The organism is Cellulosilyticum sp. I15G10I2 (assembly GCF_900095725.1).
In the GTDB taxonomy this organism is placed as follows: domain Bacteria; phylum Bacillota; class Clostridia; order Lachnospirales; family Cellulosilyticaceae; genus FMMP01.
The window spans coordinates 452,841-470,992 of the sequence record NZ_FMMP01000006.1 but is presented as its reverse complement, the minus strand read 5'-3'; the positions used below and the strand labels follow the sequence as shown (position 1 = coordinate 470,992).

At 33.7% G+C, this 18,152-nt stretch carries 22 protein-coding genes; all 22 read right to left on the bottom strand.

The window, feature by feature from the left end; all coding sequences use genetic code 11:
- Positions 1-2: 2 nt before the first annotated feature.
- On the bottom strand, positions 3-515 hold the full coding sequence (locus BN3326_RS02210) for a DUF6115 domain-containing protein (protein ID WP_069997479.1): 513 nt from the start codon (positions 513-515) through the stop codon (positions 3-5).
- A gap of 12 nt (positions 516-527) precedes the next feature.
- Positions 528-833, bottom strand: a complete 306-nt coding sequence (locus BN3326_RS02205; protein WP_069997478.1) for a hypothetical protein — start codon at positions 831-833, stop codon at positions 528-530.
- A 139-nt stretch (positions 834-972) separates the two neighbouring features.
- Complete coding sequence (locus tag BN3326_RS02200; protein WP_069997477.1) at positions 973-1,722, bottom strand: FliA/WhiG family RNA polymerase sigma factor; 750 nt, start codon at positions 1,720-1,722, stop codon at positions 973-975.
- 22 nt (positions 1,723-1,744) lie between these two features.
- Entirely contained in the window at positions 1,745-2,236 is a 492-nt protein-coding gene (locus tag BN3326_RS02195) for a chemotaxis protein CheD (RefSeq protein ID WP_069997476.1), read from the bottom strand.
- Positions 2,233-2,856: a chemotaxis protein CheC gene (locus tag BN3326_RS02190; RefSeq protein WP_083258469.1), complete on the bottom strand. Its 624-nt coding sequence runs from the start codon at positions 2,854-2,856 to the stop codon at positions 2,233-2,235. The genes BN3326_RS02195 and BN3326_RS02190 overlap by 4 nt, the downstream gene beginning before the upstream one ends.
- A gap of 18 nt (positions 2,857-2,874) precedes the next feature.
- Positions 2,875-3,327 carry a chemotaxis protein CheW gene (locus BN3326_RS02185; protein WP_069997475.1) on the bottom strand — a complete coding sequence of 151 codons (453 nt, stop codon included), beginning with the start codon at positions 3,325-3,327 and terminating at the stop codon, positions 2,875-2,877.
- Between the two features lie 13 nt (positions 3,328-3,340).
- Positions 3,341-5,389, bottom strand: a complete 2,049-nt coding sequence (locus BN3326_RS02180) for a chemotaxis protein CheA (RefSeq protein WP_069997474.1) — start codon at positions 5,387-5,389, stop codon at positions 3,341-3,343.
- The gene (locus BN3326_RS02175; RefSeq protein WP_069997473.1) at positions 5,379-6,023 is read right to left on the bottom strand and encodes a CheB methylesterase domain-containing protein; all 645 of its coding nucleotides are present in this window, start codon (positions 6,021-6,023) and stop codon (positions 5,379-5,381) included. Before BN3326_RS02175 ends, BN3326_RS02180 begins: the two co-directional genes overlap by 11 nt.
- Before the next feature lie 90 nt (positions 6,024-6,113).
- Complete coding sequence (locus tag BN3326_RS02170) at positions 6,114-6,992, bottom strand: MinD/ParA family protein (protein ID WP_069997472.1); 879 nt, start codon at positions 6,990-6,992, stop codon at positions 6,114-6,116.
- On the bottom strand, positions 6,985-8,100 hold the full coding sequence (locus BN3326_RS02165; RefSeq protein ID WP_069997471.1) for a flagellar biosynthesis protein FlhF: 1,116 nt from the start codon (positions 8,098-8,100) through the stop codon (positions 6,985-6,987). Before BN3326_RS02165 ends, BN3326_RS02170 begins: the two co-directional genes overlap by 8 nt.
- Positions 8,097-10,136 carry a flagellar biosynthesis protein FlhA gene (gene flhA / locus BN3326_RS02160; protein WP_069997470.1) on the bottom strand — a complete coding sequence of 680 codons (2,040 nt, stop codon included), beginning with the start codon at positions 10,134-10,136 and terminating at the stop codon, positions 8,097-8,099. Before flhA ends, BN3326_RS02165 begins: the two co-directional genes overlap by 4 nt.
- Complete coding sequence (gene flhB / locus BN3326_RS02155; protein ID WP_069997469.1) at positions 10,136-11,257, bottom strand: flagellar biosynthesis protein FlhB; 1,122 nt, start codon at positions 11,255-11,257, stop codon at positions 10,136-10,138. The genes flhA and flhB overlap by 1 nt, the downstream gene beginning before the upstream one ends.
- Positions 11,257-12,039, bottom strand: coding sequence for a flagellar biosynthetic protein FliR (gene fliR, locus BN3326_RS02150; RefSeq protein ID WP_069997468.1), 783 nt, complete (start codon positions 12,037-12,039; stop codon positions 11,257-11,259). Before fliR ends, flhB begins: the two co-directional genes overlap by 1 nt.
- Before the next feature lie 12 nt (positions 12,040-12,051).
- Positions 12,052-12,315 carry a flagellar biosynthesis protein FliQ gene (gene fliQ / locus BN3326_RS02145; RefSeq protein ID WP_069997467.1) on the bottom strand — a complete coding sequence of 88 codons (264 nt, stop codon included), beginning with the start codon at positions 12,313-12,315 and terminating at the stop codon, positions 12,052-12,054.
- 10 nt (positions 12,316-12,325) lie between these two features.
- Positions 12,326-13,111 carry a flagellar type III secretion system pore protein FliP gene (gene fliP, locus BN3326_RS02140; protein WP_069997466.1) on the bottom strand — a complete coding sequence of 262 codons (786 nt, stop codon included), beginning with the start codon at positions 13,109-13,111 and terminating at the stop codon, positions 12,326-12,328.
- Positions 13,098-13,418, bottom strand: a complete 321-nt coding sequence (locus tag BN3326_RS02135) for a flagellar biosynthetic protein FliO (RefSeq protein WP_330389646.1) — start codon at positions 13,416-13,418, stop codon at positions 13,098-13,100. Before BN3326_RS02135 ends, fliP begins: the two co-directional genes overlap by 14 nt.
- Positions 13,419-13,545: 127 nt before the next feature.
- Positions 13,546-13,908: a response regulator gene (locus BN3326_RS02130; protein WP_069997464.1), complete on the bottom strand. Its 363-nt coding sequence runs from the start codon at positions 13,906-13,908 to the stop codon at positions 13,546-13,548.
- A 15-nt stretch (positions 13,909-13,923) separates the two neighbouring features.
- The gene (fliY, locus tag BN3326_RS02125; RefSeq protein WP_069997463.1) at positions 13,924-15,090 is read right to left on the bottom strand and encodes a flagellar motor switch phosphatase FliY; all 1,167 of its coding nucleotides are present in this window, start codon (positions 15,088-15,090) and stop codon (positions 13,924-13,926) included.
- Positions 15,090-16,076: a flagellar motor switch protein FliM gene (gene fliM, locus BN3326_RS02120; protein WP_069997462.1), complete on the bottom strand. Its 987-nt coding sequence runs from the start codon at positions 16,074-16,076 to the stop codon at positions 15,090-15,092. The genes fliY and fliM overlap by 1 nt, the downstream gene beginning before the upstream one ends.
- A 24-nt stretch (positions 16,077-16,100) precedes the next feature.
- The gene (locus BN3326_RS02115) at positions 16,101-16,568 is read right to left on the bottom strand and encodes a flagellar basal body-associated FliL family protein (protein WP_069997461.1); all 468 of its coding nucleotides are present in this window, start codon (positions 16,566-16,568) and stop codon (positions 16,101-16,103) included.
- A 23-nt stretch (positions 16,569-16,591) separates the two neighbouring features.
- Positions 16,592-17,347 carry a flagellar motor protein MotB gene (locus BN3326_RS02110; RefSeq protein ID WP_069997460.1) on the bottom strand — a complete coding sequence of 252 codons (756 nt, stop codon included), beginning with the start codon at positions 17,345-17,347 and terminating at the stop codon, positions 16,592-16,594.
- A 14-nt stretch (positions 17,348-17,361) separates the two neighbouring features.
- Positions 17,362-18,150 (bottom strand): motility protein A, encoded by a 789-nt coding sequence (locus BN3326_RS02105; RefSeq protein ID WP_069997459.1) that lies wholly within the window; start codon positions 18,148-18,150, stop codon positions 17,362-17,364.
- Between the last annotated feature and the right edge of the window lie 2 nt (positions 18,151-18,152).

Genomic DNA, 18,152 nt, shown 5'->3' with positions numbered 1-18,152 from the left:
ATTTACCTCATAGTGTATAGTGAAATCATAAGATTCACTTCCCCTACCCCTTTTTTTAATTTCTTTGCGATCTCCTCGGCACCAATACCTTCGTTATAGAGTTTTACAATTTCATTAAATTTATTTGCAGGCTCGGGCATTTGATGTTTAGCAGAGTCCTTACCGCTATTTGCATTATAAGTCAAACTATCAGTATTTATGCTTTCTGACCAGTGTCTTTCAGGTATAGGGTAATGATTTGTTTTAGTGTTGTTAATGTCTTTTTTATCAATAACTTTTAATAACATCTCTCGAAGATCTTGATTCTTTTTTTCTTCTTCTTCTAAAAAATAAGAAAATAGTTCCTCAACTTCTTTATTATTATCTTTATTTATTTGATCATGAGAAAATTGTACATATTGATTTATATCATCTTTTTCAGAAGAACCCATCAATACGCCTAATATAATGAAAACAAACCCTATTCCTATCCAAATTAAACATAAAAAGGGTATATTTTGTGCTGCAATGCTCATTTTACGCTCCTTCTATATCCTAATATCTATTTGGGTTTCTTTATGCCATTTTTTACCTTGATTATTTTTAGAAGACTCTTTTTTCTTGTTTTTTTTGGCATTACCTTGCTCTTCTTTTTTTTCTTTATTTAAGTTATTGTCTATTTTCTGGTTCTTTTCGAGTTCATTAACACTTTCTTTTTTAAGCTCTGTCTCTTTTTGCATAATATGTGCAAATTGTCCCTGCTGTCTATGTTCCCCTTGGTTGTGTACCTGCTGACGATTGGATAACTCTTGAGTCTGCTGATAAATTGTTTGAGTATCAATAGGTCGTAGCATTTTCATACTCCTTTTTAAAAGTAATATAGAGAAACAACATATAAACTTGAGTTATTCATTACTATAAAGTTGTTACTCTGAATGATTTTACATCACATATTATCGTTAACAACTATAATTTAAAGATGTAAAATCTATATTATAATGGAAACACCATATTATATTTTTGCAGTTTTGCACGCATTCTTGAAACAGCTTTAGTATGCAGTTGAGAAATTCTCGATTCAGATACATTCAACACACTACTAATTTCCTTTAACGTAAATTCTTCAAAATAGTATAAGAAAATAACTTGCTTTTCTCGCTCTGGCAAAGATTCAATAAGCGTTGTAAGGGTATTTTTCATTTCCTTTTCTTCAAACCTAGAATCTGGTGTTTCAGCTTTAGGATCTTTAATCGTTTCAAAATTGTAGGTCTGCTCATCAATTGAAACCAATGTTGCAATATTTACTTCTTTGAGCAAAATATTATATTCCGTTACATCTATCCCTAAATAGTGGGCAACTTCTGTTTCTTCTGGTTGTCTGCCTAATTTGAATTCAAGATCTGTATAAGCTTTATCCAGCTCTTTTTGCTTCTTTCTTAGTGTTCTTGGTACCCAGTCTAATTTTCTGATAGCATCTAGGATGGATCCGCGGATTCTTAATGATGCATAGGTTTCAAACTTAACATTTTTAGCTAGATCAAACTTATCAATCGCATCAATAAGACCTAAAGCTCCATACCCTATAAGGTCATCTAGGTCCACATATTGATTAAGATAAATTCCAAGCCTTCCTGCAACCAATTTTACTAAATAAACATACTTCTCAATAAGTATCTGCTTTAGTCCGGAGTCTCTGGTATTATTGTATTGTTGCCAAATAACATTTATATCCTTCTTATCCATATCAGAACCTCCGCTATCTTTACTATATTTCTTTAATACCATGACCTATTGTTCTAACTAACAAAGAGCCTGTTGTTGTATGAAGTTCAATTGTTCTTCCATAATTACTGCCCGTATCATTTGCTACTATCGGAATCATCAGTTCTTCTAGTATTTGCGTTACAGCTGCTATATTTCTTGTACCTATTCTCATCATATCATCCATATTTTTAAACTCAAACATATGAGCACCACCGGCTATCTTCGCAATAATCCTGTTGCTTTTAGCACCTATTTTAACCATATCCTCTATAAGCTTTACAATAGCAGTATCTGCAAATTTTGCAATATTACTATTGTTTTTTATCTGCTTACTGTCAGGCAGCATGATATGTGCAAGTCCTCCAACCTTAACACTTGGATCATATAAGGCTATTCCCACACACGAACCAAGTCCAAGTGTTGTTAAAATATCCGGTGCCTTAACAACATTTAAATCTGCCATACCTACTTTAATAATATTTCCCTCACTCATAGCCAATTACCCAATGAATCTATGACTTTATTGTAGGAATCATTATCCAAAATAAGAATGTAGGTACCATTTAAGACCTGATTAGTATCCCTAAATTCAGTCTCTATAAACAACATTGAATTATCATTTTTTGCAAACTCGATAGCCGGATAACTTAGAATAGCTCCTGCCATATCAATAGATATTTGCGGAGTTGAAACATCTAGCTCTAGTCCAGTGAATGTATTCAAGGCACTTAGATAAGACCCTGCAAGTATATTGCCTGTTTCACATAAAACAGATATATCAATTTCATCAAATTCTTCTACATGTGATACTTCTTTACTTAACATACGATTAACTACTTTTATCGCACTGTCTGCCTCTAATGCCAGTAAGAGCATTGCATTGAGATCGCCATAAACATTAATTAACATGCCCGCAATAAATTCTTCAGCATCGCCTAATACGTCTGTTAGTTCCTGTATCTTTTCAATACGTACTTTAACAACATTCATATCTAATGTGCATCCAATTAATTTTCCGAGTGAAGTCATAGCATTACCTGAGGCAATATTTCCGGCTTCCCTTAGCATATCTATTTCTTCTTCTGTTATATTTTGATAATCTCTTTCCCCCAATTTAATCCTCCTATTCTACTATAAACTTTCAAACGATTCTTCAATAATATTTGAAAGATTTAACAGTGTGATAATATTTGACTCAACTTTCCCAACCCCTAATATATGATTTGTCTTAATTTTTCCTTGAATGTTTTGAACAGCTTCTATTTGTTCTTCAGAGATTTCAATAACCTCTTTCACCTCATCAACTATTATGCCTACCATTGCCTCATCTAATTTTACAATAATAATTCTTGTCTTATCCGTATACTCTGCAGGCAACAGTTCAAACTGTTCTCTTAAACTTATTACTGGTATAATCTCTCCCCTTAAATTCATAACTCCTTTTACACAAACAGGTGCCTTGGGGACTCTCATAATTGATTTAATTCTTTCTATAATTTGCACATTCTGTATATTAATCCCATAAAGTTGTTCGTCGAGTTTAAACACAATATACTGTTTTATACTTTGAAATGTATAGTCCACTTCTCTTTCCCCCTTAAATTAATGAATTAATATCTAAAATTAAGGCTACTTCTCCATTACCCAATATCGTAGCACCTGCTATAATATCAATTCCGCTTAAATATTTGCCTAATGACTTAATAACTATCTCTTGTTGTCCAATTAAAGAGTCTATAATAAATCCAACCTGACGCTCACCTTTTTTGACGATAACACCCATCATCAGATCCTTGTCTTCTTCCTGCGGCAAACCAAGTACATTATGTAATCTGACAATTGGAATGATTTCATTACGTACAACAATAACCTCTTGTTTTTGAACAAGCTGAATATCTTCTTTTTTCACATCTTCGATATTTTGAATATTACTTAGTGGTATTGCATATTTTTCATTGCCAATATTAATCATAAGTGCTTGAATAATAGCAAGTGTTAAAGGCAGACGCACTATAAACTTACTTCCTTTTCCAAGTTCTGTTTGAACTTCTACATGTCCCCCTAATGCTGTAATCTTGCTTTTAACAACATCAAGTCCTACGCCTCTTCCTGATAAGTCAGTAATTTCTGCTGCCATACTAAAGCTTGGCTTAAATAAAAGATCAATAATCTCCTGCTCACTCATTGTAAGTGACTCTTCTTTAGTAATAGTCCCTCTTTGAACAGCTTTATTTCTAATTTTATTAATATCGATGCCTCGGCCATCATCTTGCACTTCTATTACAACGCTATTGCCGTCTTGATAAGCTTGGAGTTTAATCGTTCCTTTTTTGGGCTTGCCCAAATGAACGCGCTCTTCTGTTGTTTCGAGTCCATGATCTGCCGCATTTCTTAAAAGATGGATCAGTGGATCTCCTATCTCGTCGATAACTGTACGATCAAGCTCTGTCTCTTCTCCAGACATAATAAGCTCTATATCTTTATTGATTTTCCTAGATACATCTCTTATCATTCTAGGGAATCTATTAAATACCAATTCTACTGGTACCATTCTTACTTTCATAACAGCATCATGTAAACTCGTTGTAACGCGCTCTAAATACTCAACGGAGTCATTATAGTTTCCTTCTGAGTTTTGAGCCGTCATATTAAGCCCTTCAAGCTGTGTTTTAACAATAATCAGCTCGCTTACTAAATTCATCAAGGTGTCTAACCTATCAATATTAACCCTAACTGTTTTACTTGATACTTGCTGTTTTCCATTTTGAGCAGCATTATTATCTTGTTGATTAGCATTTTGTGTGTCTTCCTCTTTATTTGCTATAGCAGAGTCTTCTTCAACGAACTCACCTTGTTTAAATGGTGTAACATCAACACTTTCTACTTCTGATACACTCAGAATAATTTCTTGCAGTTTTTGTCTAGATTCTTTTGTAATAAATACTAATATAAATGAACTATCGAATCTTTCGTCTTCTATATCTTGAGCACTTGGTACACAATGAACTATTTCGCCTAATCTTTCAAGTTCAGTAAAAATAACAAAAGCTCTTGCAGACTTTAATACACAATTAGCAGATAACTTAATCTCCATTTGAAAAACATTCATTCCCATATTCATTGCCTTATCTTTTATGAGCCCTTGTGATTCTGGCAATTCTATTAACTGAACCATCTCTTCATCTGGCGTATTTGTATTTAAACTCTGCTCTTTTTCTGTAGCATTATTGGGAATATCTTTTTGCACCGAAACATCTGAACTTTGCTTGCTTGTAATATTTTCGAGTTCTTGTATCAAAAGCGCATAGTCTTCAGTACCCTCCCCAGAAGTATTGATAATCTCTTCAACATAATTCTCCAATGCATCTAAGCATTGAAATAAAGTATCCAGCATACTTACATTAACTTTTAACTTGCCCGATCTTATTTCTGATAAAACATTTTCAACATTATGTGTTAACTTCTGCATTTTTACAAACCCCATCGTGCCGGCCATACCTTTAAGTGTATGCGCCACTCTAAATATTTCATTAAGGGTTTGAATGTCGTCTGGTGCCCCTTCAAGTTTTAATAAATTCTCATTCAGCCTTTGTAGATTTTCTTTTGATTCTTCAATAAATATTTGTAGATATTGACTAACGTCCATAATTACCCCCCGCTATCTTTTTAATTATTTGATTAATCTCTTCTGCAGGAACAACATAATCTGCAAGTCCTGCACTCGCAACTGCTTTAGGCATGCCATATACAGTAGAAGAGTCCTTATCCTGAGCTACTACAATGCAATTAGTCGCCTCTTTTAAGTTAGTAACACCCTCTAATCCATCAGTGCCCATACCCGTCATAATAATAACGATAATACGCTTTTTATCTAAATCTAGTTTTGCCAGTGAATTCAACATGACATTTACAGAAGGTCTATGCCCTTTATAAGGTTCTTCGTCAGTAAGCAAAACCTGTGGCGCTGCTTGCTTAGTAATTTGAAACTGTTTGCCCCCTGGGGCAATATAAACAACGCCACGCTTTAATGTTTCACCATTCTCCGCTTCTTTTACCTGCAGACTGCTAACATTATTAAGTCTATCTGCGAGTGGTTTCGTAAAACCTGGAGGCATATGCTGCACAATAACATATGCGGCAGATAATTCTGCTTCTAATTTGGGCAATAATTGATTGAGTAGTTTTGGTCCTCCTGTCGATATTCCCATTGCAATAATATACTCATAGTCCACTTTTTCCTCCTTATGTTTTAAATAATTAGGATTTTGGTTATTAATCATGCTAGTCTCCTATAATGATGTAGTATACTTATAATATACCTACTTTTACTGTTTATTTTTATGTATTCTTGAGTACTATGAGAAAATAAATTAATTTGTAAAAATACGTTTAAATTTAGTAATCCAACTCGCTTTTTCTCTAGGTGTATTATCTGAAATATTATCAGATATTATACTTTTACTGATCTGATAATATGCTGCACTTGCTTTAGATTTTTTATCGTATATCACAACTGGAATCTGACTTTTTACAGCACTTAGAACTTTTTCATCATATGGAATATAACCTACATATTCTATTTCTGTCTTCAAAAAATTTTTAGATACATAATGTAGCTTTGTAAAAACTTCGTGGGCCTCTTCTTTTGAAGTGGCTTTGTTAATAACAATTTTAATTTTACTTTGCATTGTAAAGTCACTTTTTAAAGTTTTGATGAGTGCATAGCCATCAGTGATAGAAGTTGGTTCTGGTGTTACAACAATATAAACCTCATGTGCTAGCATACAAAATTTAAGCACAATATCATTGATTCCAGCCCCTGTATCAATTAGTAAAGTATCCGTCATATCTTCTAATTGTATTAAACTTTTTCCGATCGTTTCAATTTTATCCGACGGTAAAAACATCATTTCATTAATACCTGATCCCCCTGAGATAAAAGAAATTTCATACTTGCTTTTAGTCATTAAATCTTTAAGTCCGCACTCTTCTCTTATAAGATGTGCCAGATTAAACTTTGGTCTTTCGCCTAGGATAATTTCTACATTTGCAAGTCCAAAATCAGCATCTAATATAACGGGATTTTTATGCAGCTGCTTAAGACATAAAGCGAGATTGACTGTAAAGTTACTTTTGCCAACCCCACCTTTTCCGCTTGCAATAGTAATAACTTTCATATTACTTGTTTTATCTTCAGCTGGCTTAGTAGAAGATACTATTTTTCTAAGTTGCTCCGCTTGATCATTCATAATTAATTCTCCCTAACAAATAACTAGTATATTCGTCTGCATTAAATCCTGATATGTCTGCAGGTACATTTTGCCCATGGGTTAAATACAAAATAGGTCTATTAGCATAATAAGCTATGTTCATAACATTTCCTATTTCATCTGTTTCATCTAACTTAGTAATAATTAGCTCAAAATCAGGGTAGACCTTTTCATAGATTCCAACAATACTTTTTACATCCTTGCATGAAGTATTTGCATTAAGTACTAAAAAAACTTGTTTTTGTTCCACACTAGCAAGCAGATTCTTGATGTCTTCAATTTGCTCACTATTCTTATGTGATCTGCCTGCAGTATCAATAAATATATGATCTGCATGCTTCCATTTCTCTATATACTGTATAAGCTCATTTTCTTCATAAATAATTTCTATATCTACGCCTAATATATCAGCGTATGTCTTTAATTGATCAATCGCTGCTATTCTATACGTGTCCGATGTAAACAACACTACTTTTTTATCCCGATTAAGCACATAATCTGCAGTTAATTTTGCTATGGTAGTCGTTTTCCCAACACCCGTAGGCCCTATAAAAAAGACTATTTGAGGGAGATTTTTACTGTATAGTCCCTTCTTTAATAGCTCTTCTATATTCACATATAATATCCTTACGATTTCTTCAACTTCACACTCTTCAGAAATGCCTTTTAATATAATATCTAAAAGCTCTTGGTTAATTCCTTCATCCGACAATTTGGCTTTTAAAATATCTATAATCTTATTGCTTTCTTTATTTTCAGAAGGCATATGATGCTTTTCATTAGATCTCTTCAAATCTGTAATAGAACTTTGCATTGTTTCAATTTGATCTTTAAGTGATAATAAAACATTATATGCAACAGTATCTATAGGCTGCTCTTTTTGAGACTCATTCTTAGCAGATAAAGAATAGTCTTCTTGGTCTTTTACAGCTATTGTCACCACTGTTTTAGGCGCCTTAAACCATTTAAAGATCCCTGTTTCTTTCTCTTGTTGTGTACTAATCACAACAGCCAAATCACCATACTCCTTTTTGATTTGACCCAAGATAGTTTCTTCATTTTTACCTTTTATTTTTAAGATTCTCATGCTATACTCACCATTCCTATTGACTGTATTTCTATATTTTGCTCTATTTCATTATAAGAAATAACAATTAGATCTGGAATATACTGTTCTGTTAAATGCTTAAAATAAATTCTGACTATTGGTGAAGTTAAAATAATGGGCTGTAGTCCTACAGATGTAAGTTTTGCAATTTCCTTTTTTAATTGTGCAATAATATTTTGAATTGTTCTAGGGTCTAACGCAACATAAGATCCTTGTTCTGTATGTTGTACATTTTCCATAATTTGCTGTTCAACAGCTGGGTCTAGGGTAATGACTTGATTAGTCATATCCCCAAATATTTTTTTTGAAATACTGCGGGACAATCCTTGTCTAACATATTCTGTTAAAACATCTGTATCTCTTATTGTTACCCCATAGTCAGCAAGTACTTCGCATATTGTTACTAAATCTCTTATAGATATATGCTCTTTTAACAAATTAGAAAGTACTTTTTGAATATCACCAATACTTAAAAGTTTCGGTGTAAGTTCTTCAATAAGTGTAGGATGCGTCTCTCCAACATTACTAATAAGGGTTTGAACATCCTGCCTGCTAAGCAGTTCATGAAGATGTGATTTAATTACTTCTGTTAAATGCGTAGCGATAATTGAAGGGCAATCTACTACTGTATAACCTTTAACTTCAGCTTTCTCTCTTTGTAGTTCGGTAATCCAAAGTGCCGGAAGTCCAAATGCTGGCTCTGTGGTCTGAATACCATCTATCTCTTCTTCAATATACCCTGGATTCATTGCCATATAATGATCAAATAATATTTCTCCTTTAGCAACTTCTACCCCTTTTATTTTAATACTATAGGCATTGGGCGCTAATTGAATATTATCTCTTAATCTTATAATTGGTACGACACTTCCCAGCTCAAGGGCTATTTGGCGTCTTATCATAACAACTCTATCTAAAAGATCTCCCCCTTGGTTCACATCTGCCAAAGGAATTACGCCATACCCAAACTCGAGTTCTATAGGATCAACTTGCAATAGTGAAATAACATTTTCAGGCTTTCTAATTTCTTCTGCCATTTCGTCTTCACTATTAATTTCCGAACTAACCACTTCAATTTTCTGCTTAACTGAAAATCTATACGCAATAATAAACCAAATAATAGCGATAGGGAAGGTTACCAGCGGCCCCATAGGTGTGAAAAGTCCAAGAACAAGCAACGTAATACCTACTACATAAAGTACAATAGGTGAGTAAGCAAGTTGCTTTAAGATGACTTTACTCATACTATCATCCGAATTTGTTTTTGTAACCAAAATACCTGTTGCAGTAGAAATCAAGAGTGCAGGTATCGAACTAACCAGCCCATCTCCAATAGTCAAAATGGTATACTTCTGAAGGGCATCAGCAAATACCATGTTTTTGCTGGCAACACCAATAATAATGCCTGCTGCTATATTTACAACTGTAATAATCAACCCTACAATTGCATCATTTTTTACGAATTTAGAAGCTCCATCCATTGATCCAAAAAAAGCTGCTTCATCTTGTATTTTCTTTCTTCTGCGTTTGGCTTCTTCATCATCTATAAAGCCTGTATTTAAGTCTGCATCAATTGCCATCTGTTTTCCCGGCATTGCATCCAGTGTAAAACGTGCTGTTACTTCAGCTACACGCTCTGATCCTTTTGTAATAACCTGAAAGTTAACAATTGTAATAATTATAAATATAATAGTTCCAATCACTAAATCTCCGCCTGATACAAATTCCCCAAAGGCTTGTACGACATCTCCCGCAAACCCGTCTCTCAAGATAAGCCTTGTTGAAGAAATATTAAGCCCTAAACGAAATAATGTCGTTAATAATAACATTGTAGGAAATAATGACAGGTCTAAAGACTCTTTTGAAAAAAGTGCACTCATGAGGATCATTGCCGCTATTGAAATATTTAAAATAAGAAATATACTTAAAACAGCGCTTGGTAAAGGTATAATAATTAAAAATAAAATGCCTATTACGAACAATCCTAATATAGCATCTCCCGCTTTAAACTTCATCATTTACGCCTCCTGTTTGCCTTTTTATCCTCTAAGCTGTATACCAAAGCTAACACCTCTGCTATAGCACCATATAATTCTTGTGGTATTTCCTTATCTATATCTACAGTATAATATAAAGTTCTTGCCAAAGGTTTGTTTTCTACAATATGTATATGATGTTCCTTTGCTTTTTCTTTAATTTTTTGTGCCACATAATCAACGCCCTTTGCGACTACAATAGGGGCAGTATTTTTATTAGGCTCATATTGGATGGCAATTGCAAAATGTGTAGGGTTGGTAATAATAACATCAGCCTGCGGAACAGACTGCATCATACGTTTTAATGAACCTTCTCGCATTTTTTGACGAATCTTGCCTTTTATTTGAGGATCTCCCTCTGCATTTTTATATTCTTCTTTGACCTCTTGCTTTGTCATTTTAATACTGTCTTCATACTTATATTTTTGATAGAGGTAGTCTACAACAGCAAGTATTGTAAATGCTCCCCCAGCAAAAAAGCCTATTCTTATAATTGTACTACAAATATTAATTAATACTTGAGCGGGCGTAAAGTCATAAAAATTTAAAAATATAGGAATTTGAGACTTAATAACATTAAAAATAATAGTACCTAAAAGCGTTACTTTACCTAGTGCTAGTACAAGTGTAACTAACATATCTTTTGAAATAATTTTCTTAATACCAGTAAGTGGATTCATTTTTGAAAACTTGGGCTGCAGAGGTTCAAAGGTAGGTTTATACCCTACTTGTACATAACTTATTCCAAATGCCATAATAAATAAACCCATCCATAAAGGTATACATGTAATGACTATATTAACAATTGCTTCGGATAGTAAAATTAATAAATACTGATTATCATTTCGGCTAAGTACATCAGGAATAACACGTATGCTTCTTGCCAGGTTGAGCTCGATAGTTTCTAACATATAGCCGCCAAATAAAACCATTAATGCACAAAAGCCTATGATAATAACCGCAGTATTTAACTCTGTGCTCTTAGCAACTTGACCTTTCTTTCTGGCATCTTCTCTTTTTTTACTTGTAGCTTTCTCAGTTTTCCCTTCATTTTCAGCTGCAAAAAACTGCAAAGGCAAATAATAAGCGTTCACCGTCATTATGGTATCATCCCTTGTAATGTATTCATGATCATATTAATCATATGCTCTAATATCATATCATTAAATACCGGTATCAGTCCTATGGTAAATATAAGCAGACTAAATAATATAATCATCTTAAGCGGAATCCCTATTACAAACATATTCATCTGCGGAACTGTTCTTGCCAGTATCCCTAAGCCACAATCTATAATAAGCAAAACAGCAAGAACAGGAATAGCTAATTTAAAGCTGATGAGCCAATAATCTGACACCGCATCGACAATAGTACCAACTATATTTGGTCTAAAAATGACTTGATTAATAGGAATATATTGAAAGGATTCAACAAGTGTTTTAATAAACCAGTGATACCCTCCCGATAGAATAAAAACAGCACTAAACGCCAACATATAAAATCGACCTAAAATAGGCACTTGTGTACTATTTGCTGGATCAAACATCATACTCATACCGAGTCCTCCTTGCATACCAAGGAGCGTCCCTACAAAATAATATACCTGAAAAAAAATTCTTACCCCAAAACCCAAAATAATACCTATTACACATTCTTTAATGATAATTACCGTAAAGCTTAAGAGTGTAGGGTGATATTCTAGTTGTGGGGCAGTAATTGTTAATATTGTAATATAAGCAAGACAAGTACTTATTCCCCCTATAGCAAGCGGCGGTATTTTACTTTCTTCTATCACTGGCAAAAAACTAAGTGCAAATACTATTCTAACAAAAATTAATAAAAACAGATCAATATGTGTATATAAATAAATAAGTTCTTCCATTATCACAACATCCTATAAATACGTATTAAAACTAGTAAAAATTTTAGTTGCAAAATTAACAAGCATGGTCATTATCCATGATCCAAATAATATAATGGCTAAAAATGTACCTATTATTTTAGGGATAAACGCCAGAGTTTGTTCCTGAATTGAGGTTGCAGTTTGAAAGATACTCACAACAAGTCCAATAGTTAATCCTGTTAATAATATAGGAAGTGAAACTTTAATAATTATCATTAAAGCCTCTCTCATAAGATCAAGTACTAATTGTTCCATGTATATCCTCCTATTTAAAAGTTTGAACAAGTTGTCCAATAATTAAATTCCATCCATCTACTAAAATAAATAATAAGATTTTAAAAGGAAGTGAAATCATAACTGGTGGTAGCATCATCATTCCCATAGACATAAGCGTCGAAGCTACGATCATATCTATAACTATAAAAGGAATATAGAGCAAAAATCCAATGATAAATCCTGTTCTAAGTTCACTGATTATAAATGCTGGGATTACAATATGCAGTGGCAATTCATTCAATATATCGCTATCATCTTGTAAAAGTTCTCTGCCTGATAAGTCCATGAATAATTTGATATCTTCATCTCTTGTTTGCCTTACCATAAATTCTTTAAGTGGCACAATCCCCCGCTCAACGGCTTCAGCTTGTGTCATTTGATTATTTTGATAGGGATCCCACGCATTTGTTTTTATATTTGAAAACACCGGACTCATAATGAAAAAAGTCAAAAACAATGCAAGTCCTATTAATATTTGATTAGAAGGCATTGTCTGCGTACCAATAGCTGCTCTAAGAAAATGAAAGGATATAATAAGTCTTAAAAAAGCTGTCATCATAATAAGAATAGATGGGGCAAGCCCTAATATTGTAATCAAAAAAATGATCTGAAGACTTTGGCTAAGTTCTTGTGGTGAATCCGCTTCTCCCACGCCTAGAGTAATATTTGGAAGATTAAGCGGCGCTGCAAAAGTATCATTAGCCACTATAAGAAAGATCCCCAAAACGACTGCTACTAATAAGCTGTTTTTTAACCATAATTTATTCTTTTTCATGATCATTCACCCGCTTGCCCTTCATAAACTGATTTAAATACTCATGAAAAAATTTTTGTTCCGGTACTTCAAAATTAAGGTTATCTTCATCTAGTTTTATACAATAGTTAACACTTTCTTTAGCTGCTCCAATAAGATGATACTCGTTTCCTATTTTTACAATAAATAAATACTGTCCTTGACCAAGCTGTAATACTTCTGCTACTTTCATATTTTTATTAGAAACTACTTTTTTATTAAATTCTGCCATCTTTTTTGTGACAAAGTAAGTTAATAATAAGACGCCTATAAATATAAAAATAAGCATTATCATGTCAAAAATATCTTTAATTTGCATACAATCACCACTAAATATATATATTGTTTTATATATAAGTTTAGTGGTACTCGTAAAACAAATACCACTAATACTTATGTACTTCTTAATTTATTTTCTATCCTAATACTTTTCTAACTGCCTCTAAAACTCTGTCTGCTTGAAAAGGTTTAACGATAAAATCTCTCGCGCCTGCTTGAATAGACTCAATAACCATCGCTTGCTGCCCCATAGCTGAGCACATAACAATCTTTGCCCCTGGGTCAACAGCTTTAATATTTTTTACAGCATCAATACCGTTCATTTCTGGCATTGTAATATCCATAAGAACTAAATCAGGTGTAAGCTCCTTATATTTATCCACTGCTTTAAGGCCATTATCTGCTTCGCCAACTACTTCATATCCATTCTTTGTCAAAATATCCTTTATCATCATTCTCATAAATGCCGCATCATCAACTATTAATATACTCTTTGCCATTAATATACACCTCTCTTAAATTCTATCCTCAGGATTAATTATATCTGTAATACGTATTCCAAAGTTTTCATCTATAACGACCACTTCACCTGTTGCTATAAACTTACCATTAACCAGTATATCTACTGGTTCACCAACTAATCTGTTAAGTTCAATGATACTTCCCGGTCCAAACTCTAATATTTCCTTAATCTTTCTAGTTGTTCTTCCTAATTCCACTGATACTTCCAATGAAACGTCCATAAGAAGATCCATATTTTCTTTAGGATATACTTTTTTATGAGTGTCAAAACTTTGAAACTGGGGTGTCTGTACATCCACATCTTTTTTAGGTGCAGGTGCTTTTTGCGGACGTTCATACATGTTTTCATACTCTTCATAAGTTGGTTGAGGTATAGGCTCTTGTAAGCTGGCTGGCTGATATATCTCTTGTTTAGCCGCCTCAGCAAGTGGTTCTATACTACTAGTATGTCTATCTATGTCGTTTTTGTCAATATCCACTTCACTTTTTGTTTGTTCTTGGCTTAAAAGTCCACCTATCAATTCTTTTGCAAAATCAATAGGAAGCACTTGCATAAGCTCACTATCAATGATATTTTCTTCTATCTGCAGTCTAAAGGAAACTTTAACAATATCACCCTTAGGTCCAAAAATTTCCTCTAAATTTGTATCCATTTTAATAGCTTGAGGCGGACTAATATCAATCTTTTTATTAAATAGCTGAGCCATAGAAGTTGATGACGAGCCAATCATCTGGTTCATTGATTCAGCAATAGCACTTAGATGGAGGTCTGTTACAGGCCCCTCGGCATACATGCCAGTTCCTCCCATCATTAAATCAGCTATTACTTTAACATCATCTTCTTTTAAAATTAGTAAATTTGCGCCAATAAATCCTTCTGTATAATCAACTGATACGGCTATCAAATCATCTGTAAGCGTATCGACAAATTGTTCCCAGCTCAGCACTTCAACTTTAGGTGTCGTAATCATCACTTTATGATTTAATAACGTAAATAAAGTTGTTGCAGCTGTTCCCATACTAATATTACCTATTTCACCTAGCGCATCTATTTCTTCAGCACTTAATTCTATTGAAGCATTACTAGACCCAAATTCATCTGTAGACATACTTCCTAGTAGTGCATTGATCTCCTCTTGGGAAAGCATTTCGGCTACCATTACTCATCCTCCCTCTTGATAACATGATTAATTTTTATAGCTACCTTATTCTTATATTCCCCTGGTGTTCCCGAAAATTTTAGTATGTTGCCTACATATACATCCAGATCTGAATCGATGTCTTTATCTAATCTTACAATATCATCTCTTTGTAGTTCTAAAAATTCCCTCACGGTTACATGGGTTTTCCCCAGAACAGCTTTAATGGGGATTCGGCTTTTTTCAATCATCTTTTGAATATATTCTTCGTAGGATGGTCCAAGTTCTTGTTCCTTTTGTGAAAACCAATATTTAGTATTGAGCTTATCCATAATCGATTCAATAACCAAATGTGGTATACATATATTCATCATACCTGCTACATTTCCTATTTTTATATTAAGTGTAACAAGAGCAATAATTTCATTTGGAGATATAATTTGTACAACCTGAGAATTTGTTTCTATTTTTTCTAACATAGGATCGAGATCAACAACATTTTCCCAAGGTTCAGTAAGTAACTGCACAAATTGCAAAAACATCTTTTCAAGTATTACTCTCTCAATATCCGTAAATTCTCTTATCTTTTCTAACCCCTGACCACTTCCTCCAAGCACTCTATCGATAATGGTATATCCCATATTTGGTGATAATTCCATGAGAATAGAGCCTTTTAGAGGTCTAAAATCAGTCACCGCCAGAATAACAGGATTAATAAGTGCATTAGCAAATTCCGAATAGGTTACTGCCTCAGAATTCATTACCTCAACCGACACACGGGATCTTAGATGTCCAGACAGATAGGTAGATATAAGTCTTGAGTAACTCTCAAAAATAATTTCCAAGGTTCTTAGTTGTTCTTTGGAAAATTTTGAAGGCCTGGCAAAATCATATAGCTTTACGCCCCGTTGTTCTTTCGTATCCTGCATTTCAGTTACATTTAATTCGCCTGTATTTAAGGCCTTAAATAAATCATCTATTTCACTTTGTGACAGTACTTCTCCCAATATATCACCTCCTTCTTCTTTTACCTATTGAACAAAAAAGTCTCCAAAATAGACTTCTACTACAACTTCTGTGTTTAATAATTTATTGATACGCTCTGCAATCTCATCACCTAACTTGGTTTGAGCATCTGTTCTTGACATCATTTCATACGTTTGCTCACGTATACTCTGTATAATCTCATTTCTTATAATTACCTTGCTTGCATCATAATCCTTTTTAAATTTCTTATACTGTTTTGAAGCTTCGTTAACGCCAAAACTAATACTTACTCTAGCTATGTGTTGTTCGCCTGCTTCATCATAAACATTGCTTGTTATGGCTTCCCCTAAGTCAATAGTAATAATCTTAGTTTTACTCTTAGTCTCTTTATTATCTGCAGTAGGTGCCTTTTCCGTGTTAATTATATTTAAAACTAAAAACGTACTTACTGCTAGGGCTATCCCCAAAAGAACAATTGCAATGATTACAAATATCTTAAATTTTTTATCCACATTTAATCACCAACTTTTCTATGTTATGACCTATTATCTTTACTGATTTTAATCTCTACCCTACGATTCATCGCTCTGCCTTCTGGCGTGCCATTATCTCCAATTGGTACATTATCTCTAAAGCCTTCTGTAGATATTTTTGAAACTTCAAAGCTCATCTCATCAGTAAAGAATTTTGCTACTGCTATAGCTCTAGCTGCAGACAGTTCCCAGTTGCTTGGGAATTGACTCGTCCTAATAGGTACATTATCTGTATGTCCTTCCAGTCTGATTCGATACCCTTGTTCCAAGTATTCTTTCAGCCTGACACCTAATGTATCTAATACTGGAATAGCTCCTGGTTTAATATCTGCCTTGCCTGTGTCAAATAAAAGTACATCATCAAACCTTAGGATAATTTCATCTCCATTTTGTTCGATACTCACTTTATCTTGCAAATTTTTATCTTGGACATATTGCTCAAGATTTTGTTTAAGTTTATCTAATATTTCCTGAGCATCTTTATTTGCTTGTTGTTTTAAATCTTCCTTATTCTTTTTTTGTGGAAACTGTTTAATACCATTACCTAACATACTTGTATTTTCTTCTATAGTTTGTGCACCGCTTAAGACACCAATTGAACCATCAAAAGAAGCTATAACCGCTCTAAATTTAGCCACATCAATACTTGACATAGAGAATAGCAATACAAAGAAAGTGAGTAGTAAAGTCATCATGTCCCCATATGTATTCATATATGCCGGGGCACCTTTCTTAGGTTCATCTTCACTTTTTTTCATTCTCTCTCACCTGCCTATTCCTCTTCCGTATTTTGAGCCTTATCAAATATGTTACGTGTTGCTGGTGATAAAAATGCTTTAAGTTTTTCTTCTATAACTCTTGGGTTCTCTCCAGCTTGAATCGATAATAATCCTTCTATCATGACTTGTTTATGTAGTATTTCTTCATTACTTTTAATCTTTAACTTACTAGCAACCGGTGTTGCAAAAAAGTTAGCCAGCAATGAGCCATATAATGTTGTAATCAAGGCCACACTCATTTTAGGTCCAATAGTAGATGGATCATCTAGTGAGTCTAGCATGGCAATAAGCCCTATAAGTGTTCCTATCATTCCCCAAGCTGGTCCTAAATCAGCAACGCCGCTCCAAAAACCTTGGTTATCTTTATGCCTGTTTTCAACAAAAGCAATTTCGGTTTCTAAAATACTACGAAGAAGTTCTGAGTCTGTCCCATCTACTATTAAAAGAATACCCTTTTGTAAAAAAGCGTCATCCATTCCTTGAGCAATTTCCTCTAGAGCAAGTAATCCTTCTTTTCTGGCTGCTAAAGCAAGCTCATTGATTTTACTAATAACAGCTGTAGGATCTAGTTCTTTATGATAAAAAGCATGTCTAACGGTTTTAAAGGACTGTAGAAACTTTGAAACAGGATAAGAGATTAATAATGCAGCTAGCGTTCCTCCAAATACAATCATCATTGATGGTGCATCCACAAATAACGCCAAACGCCCACCAGACAATATAATCGATAGAATAAGAAAAATAGTTCCTGCTACTAATCCGGCCAATGTTGCGATATCCATTT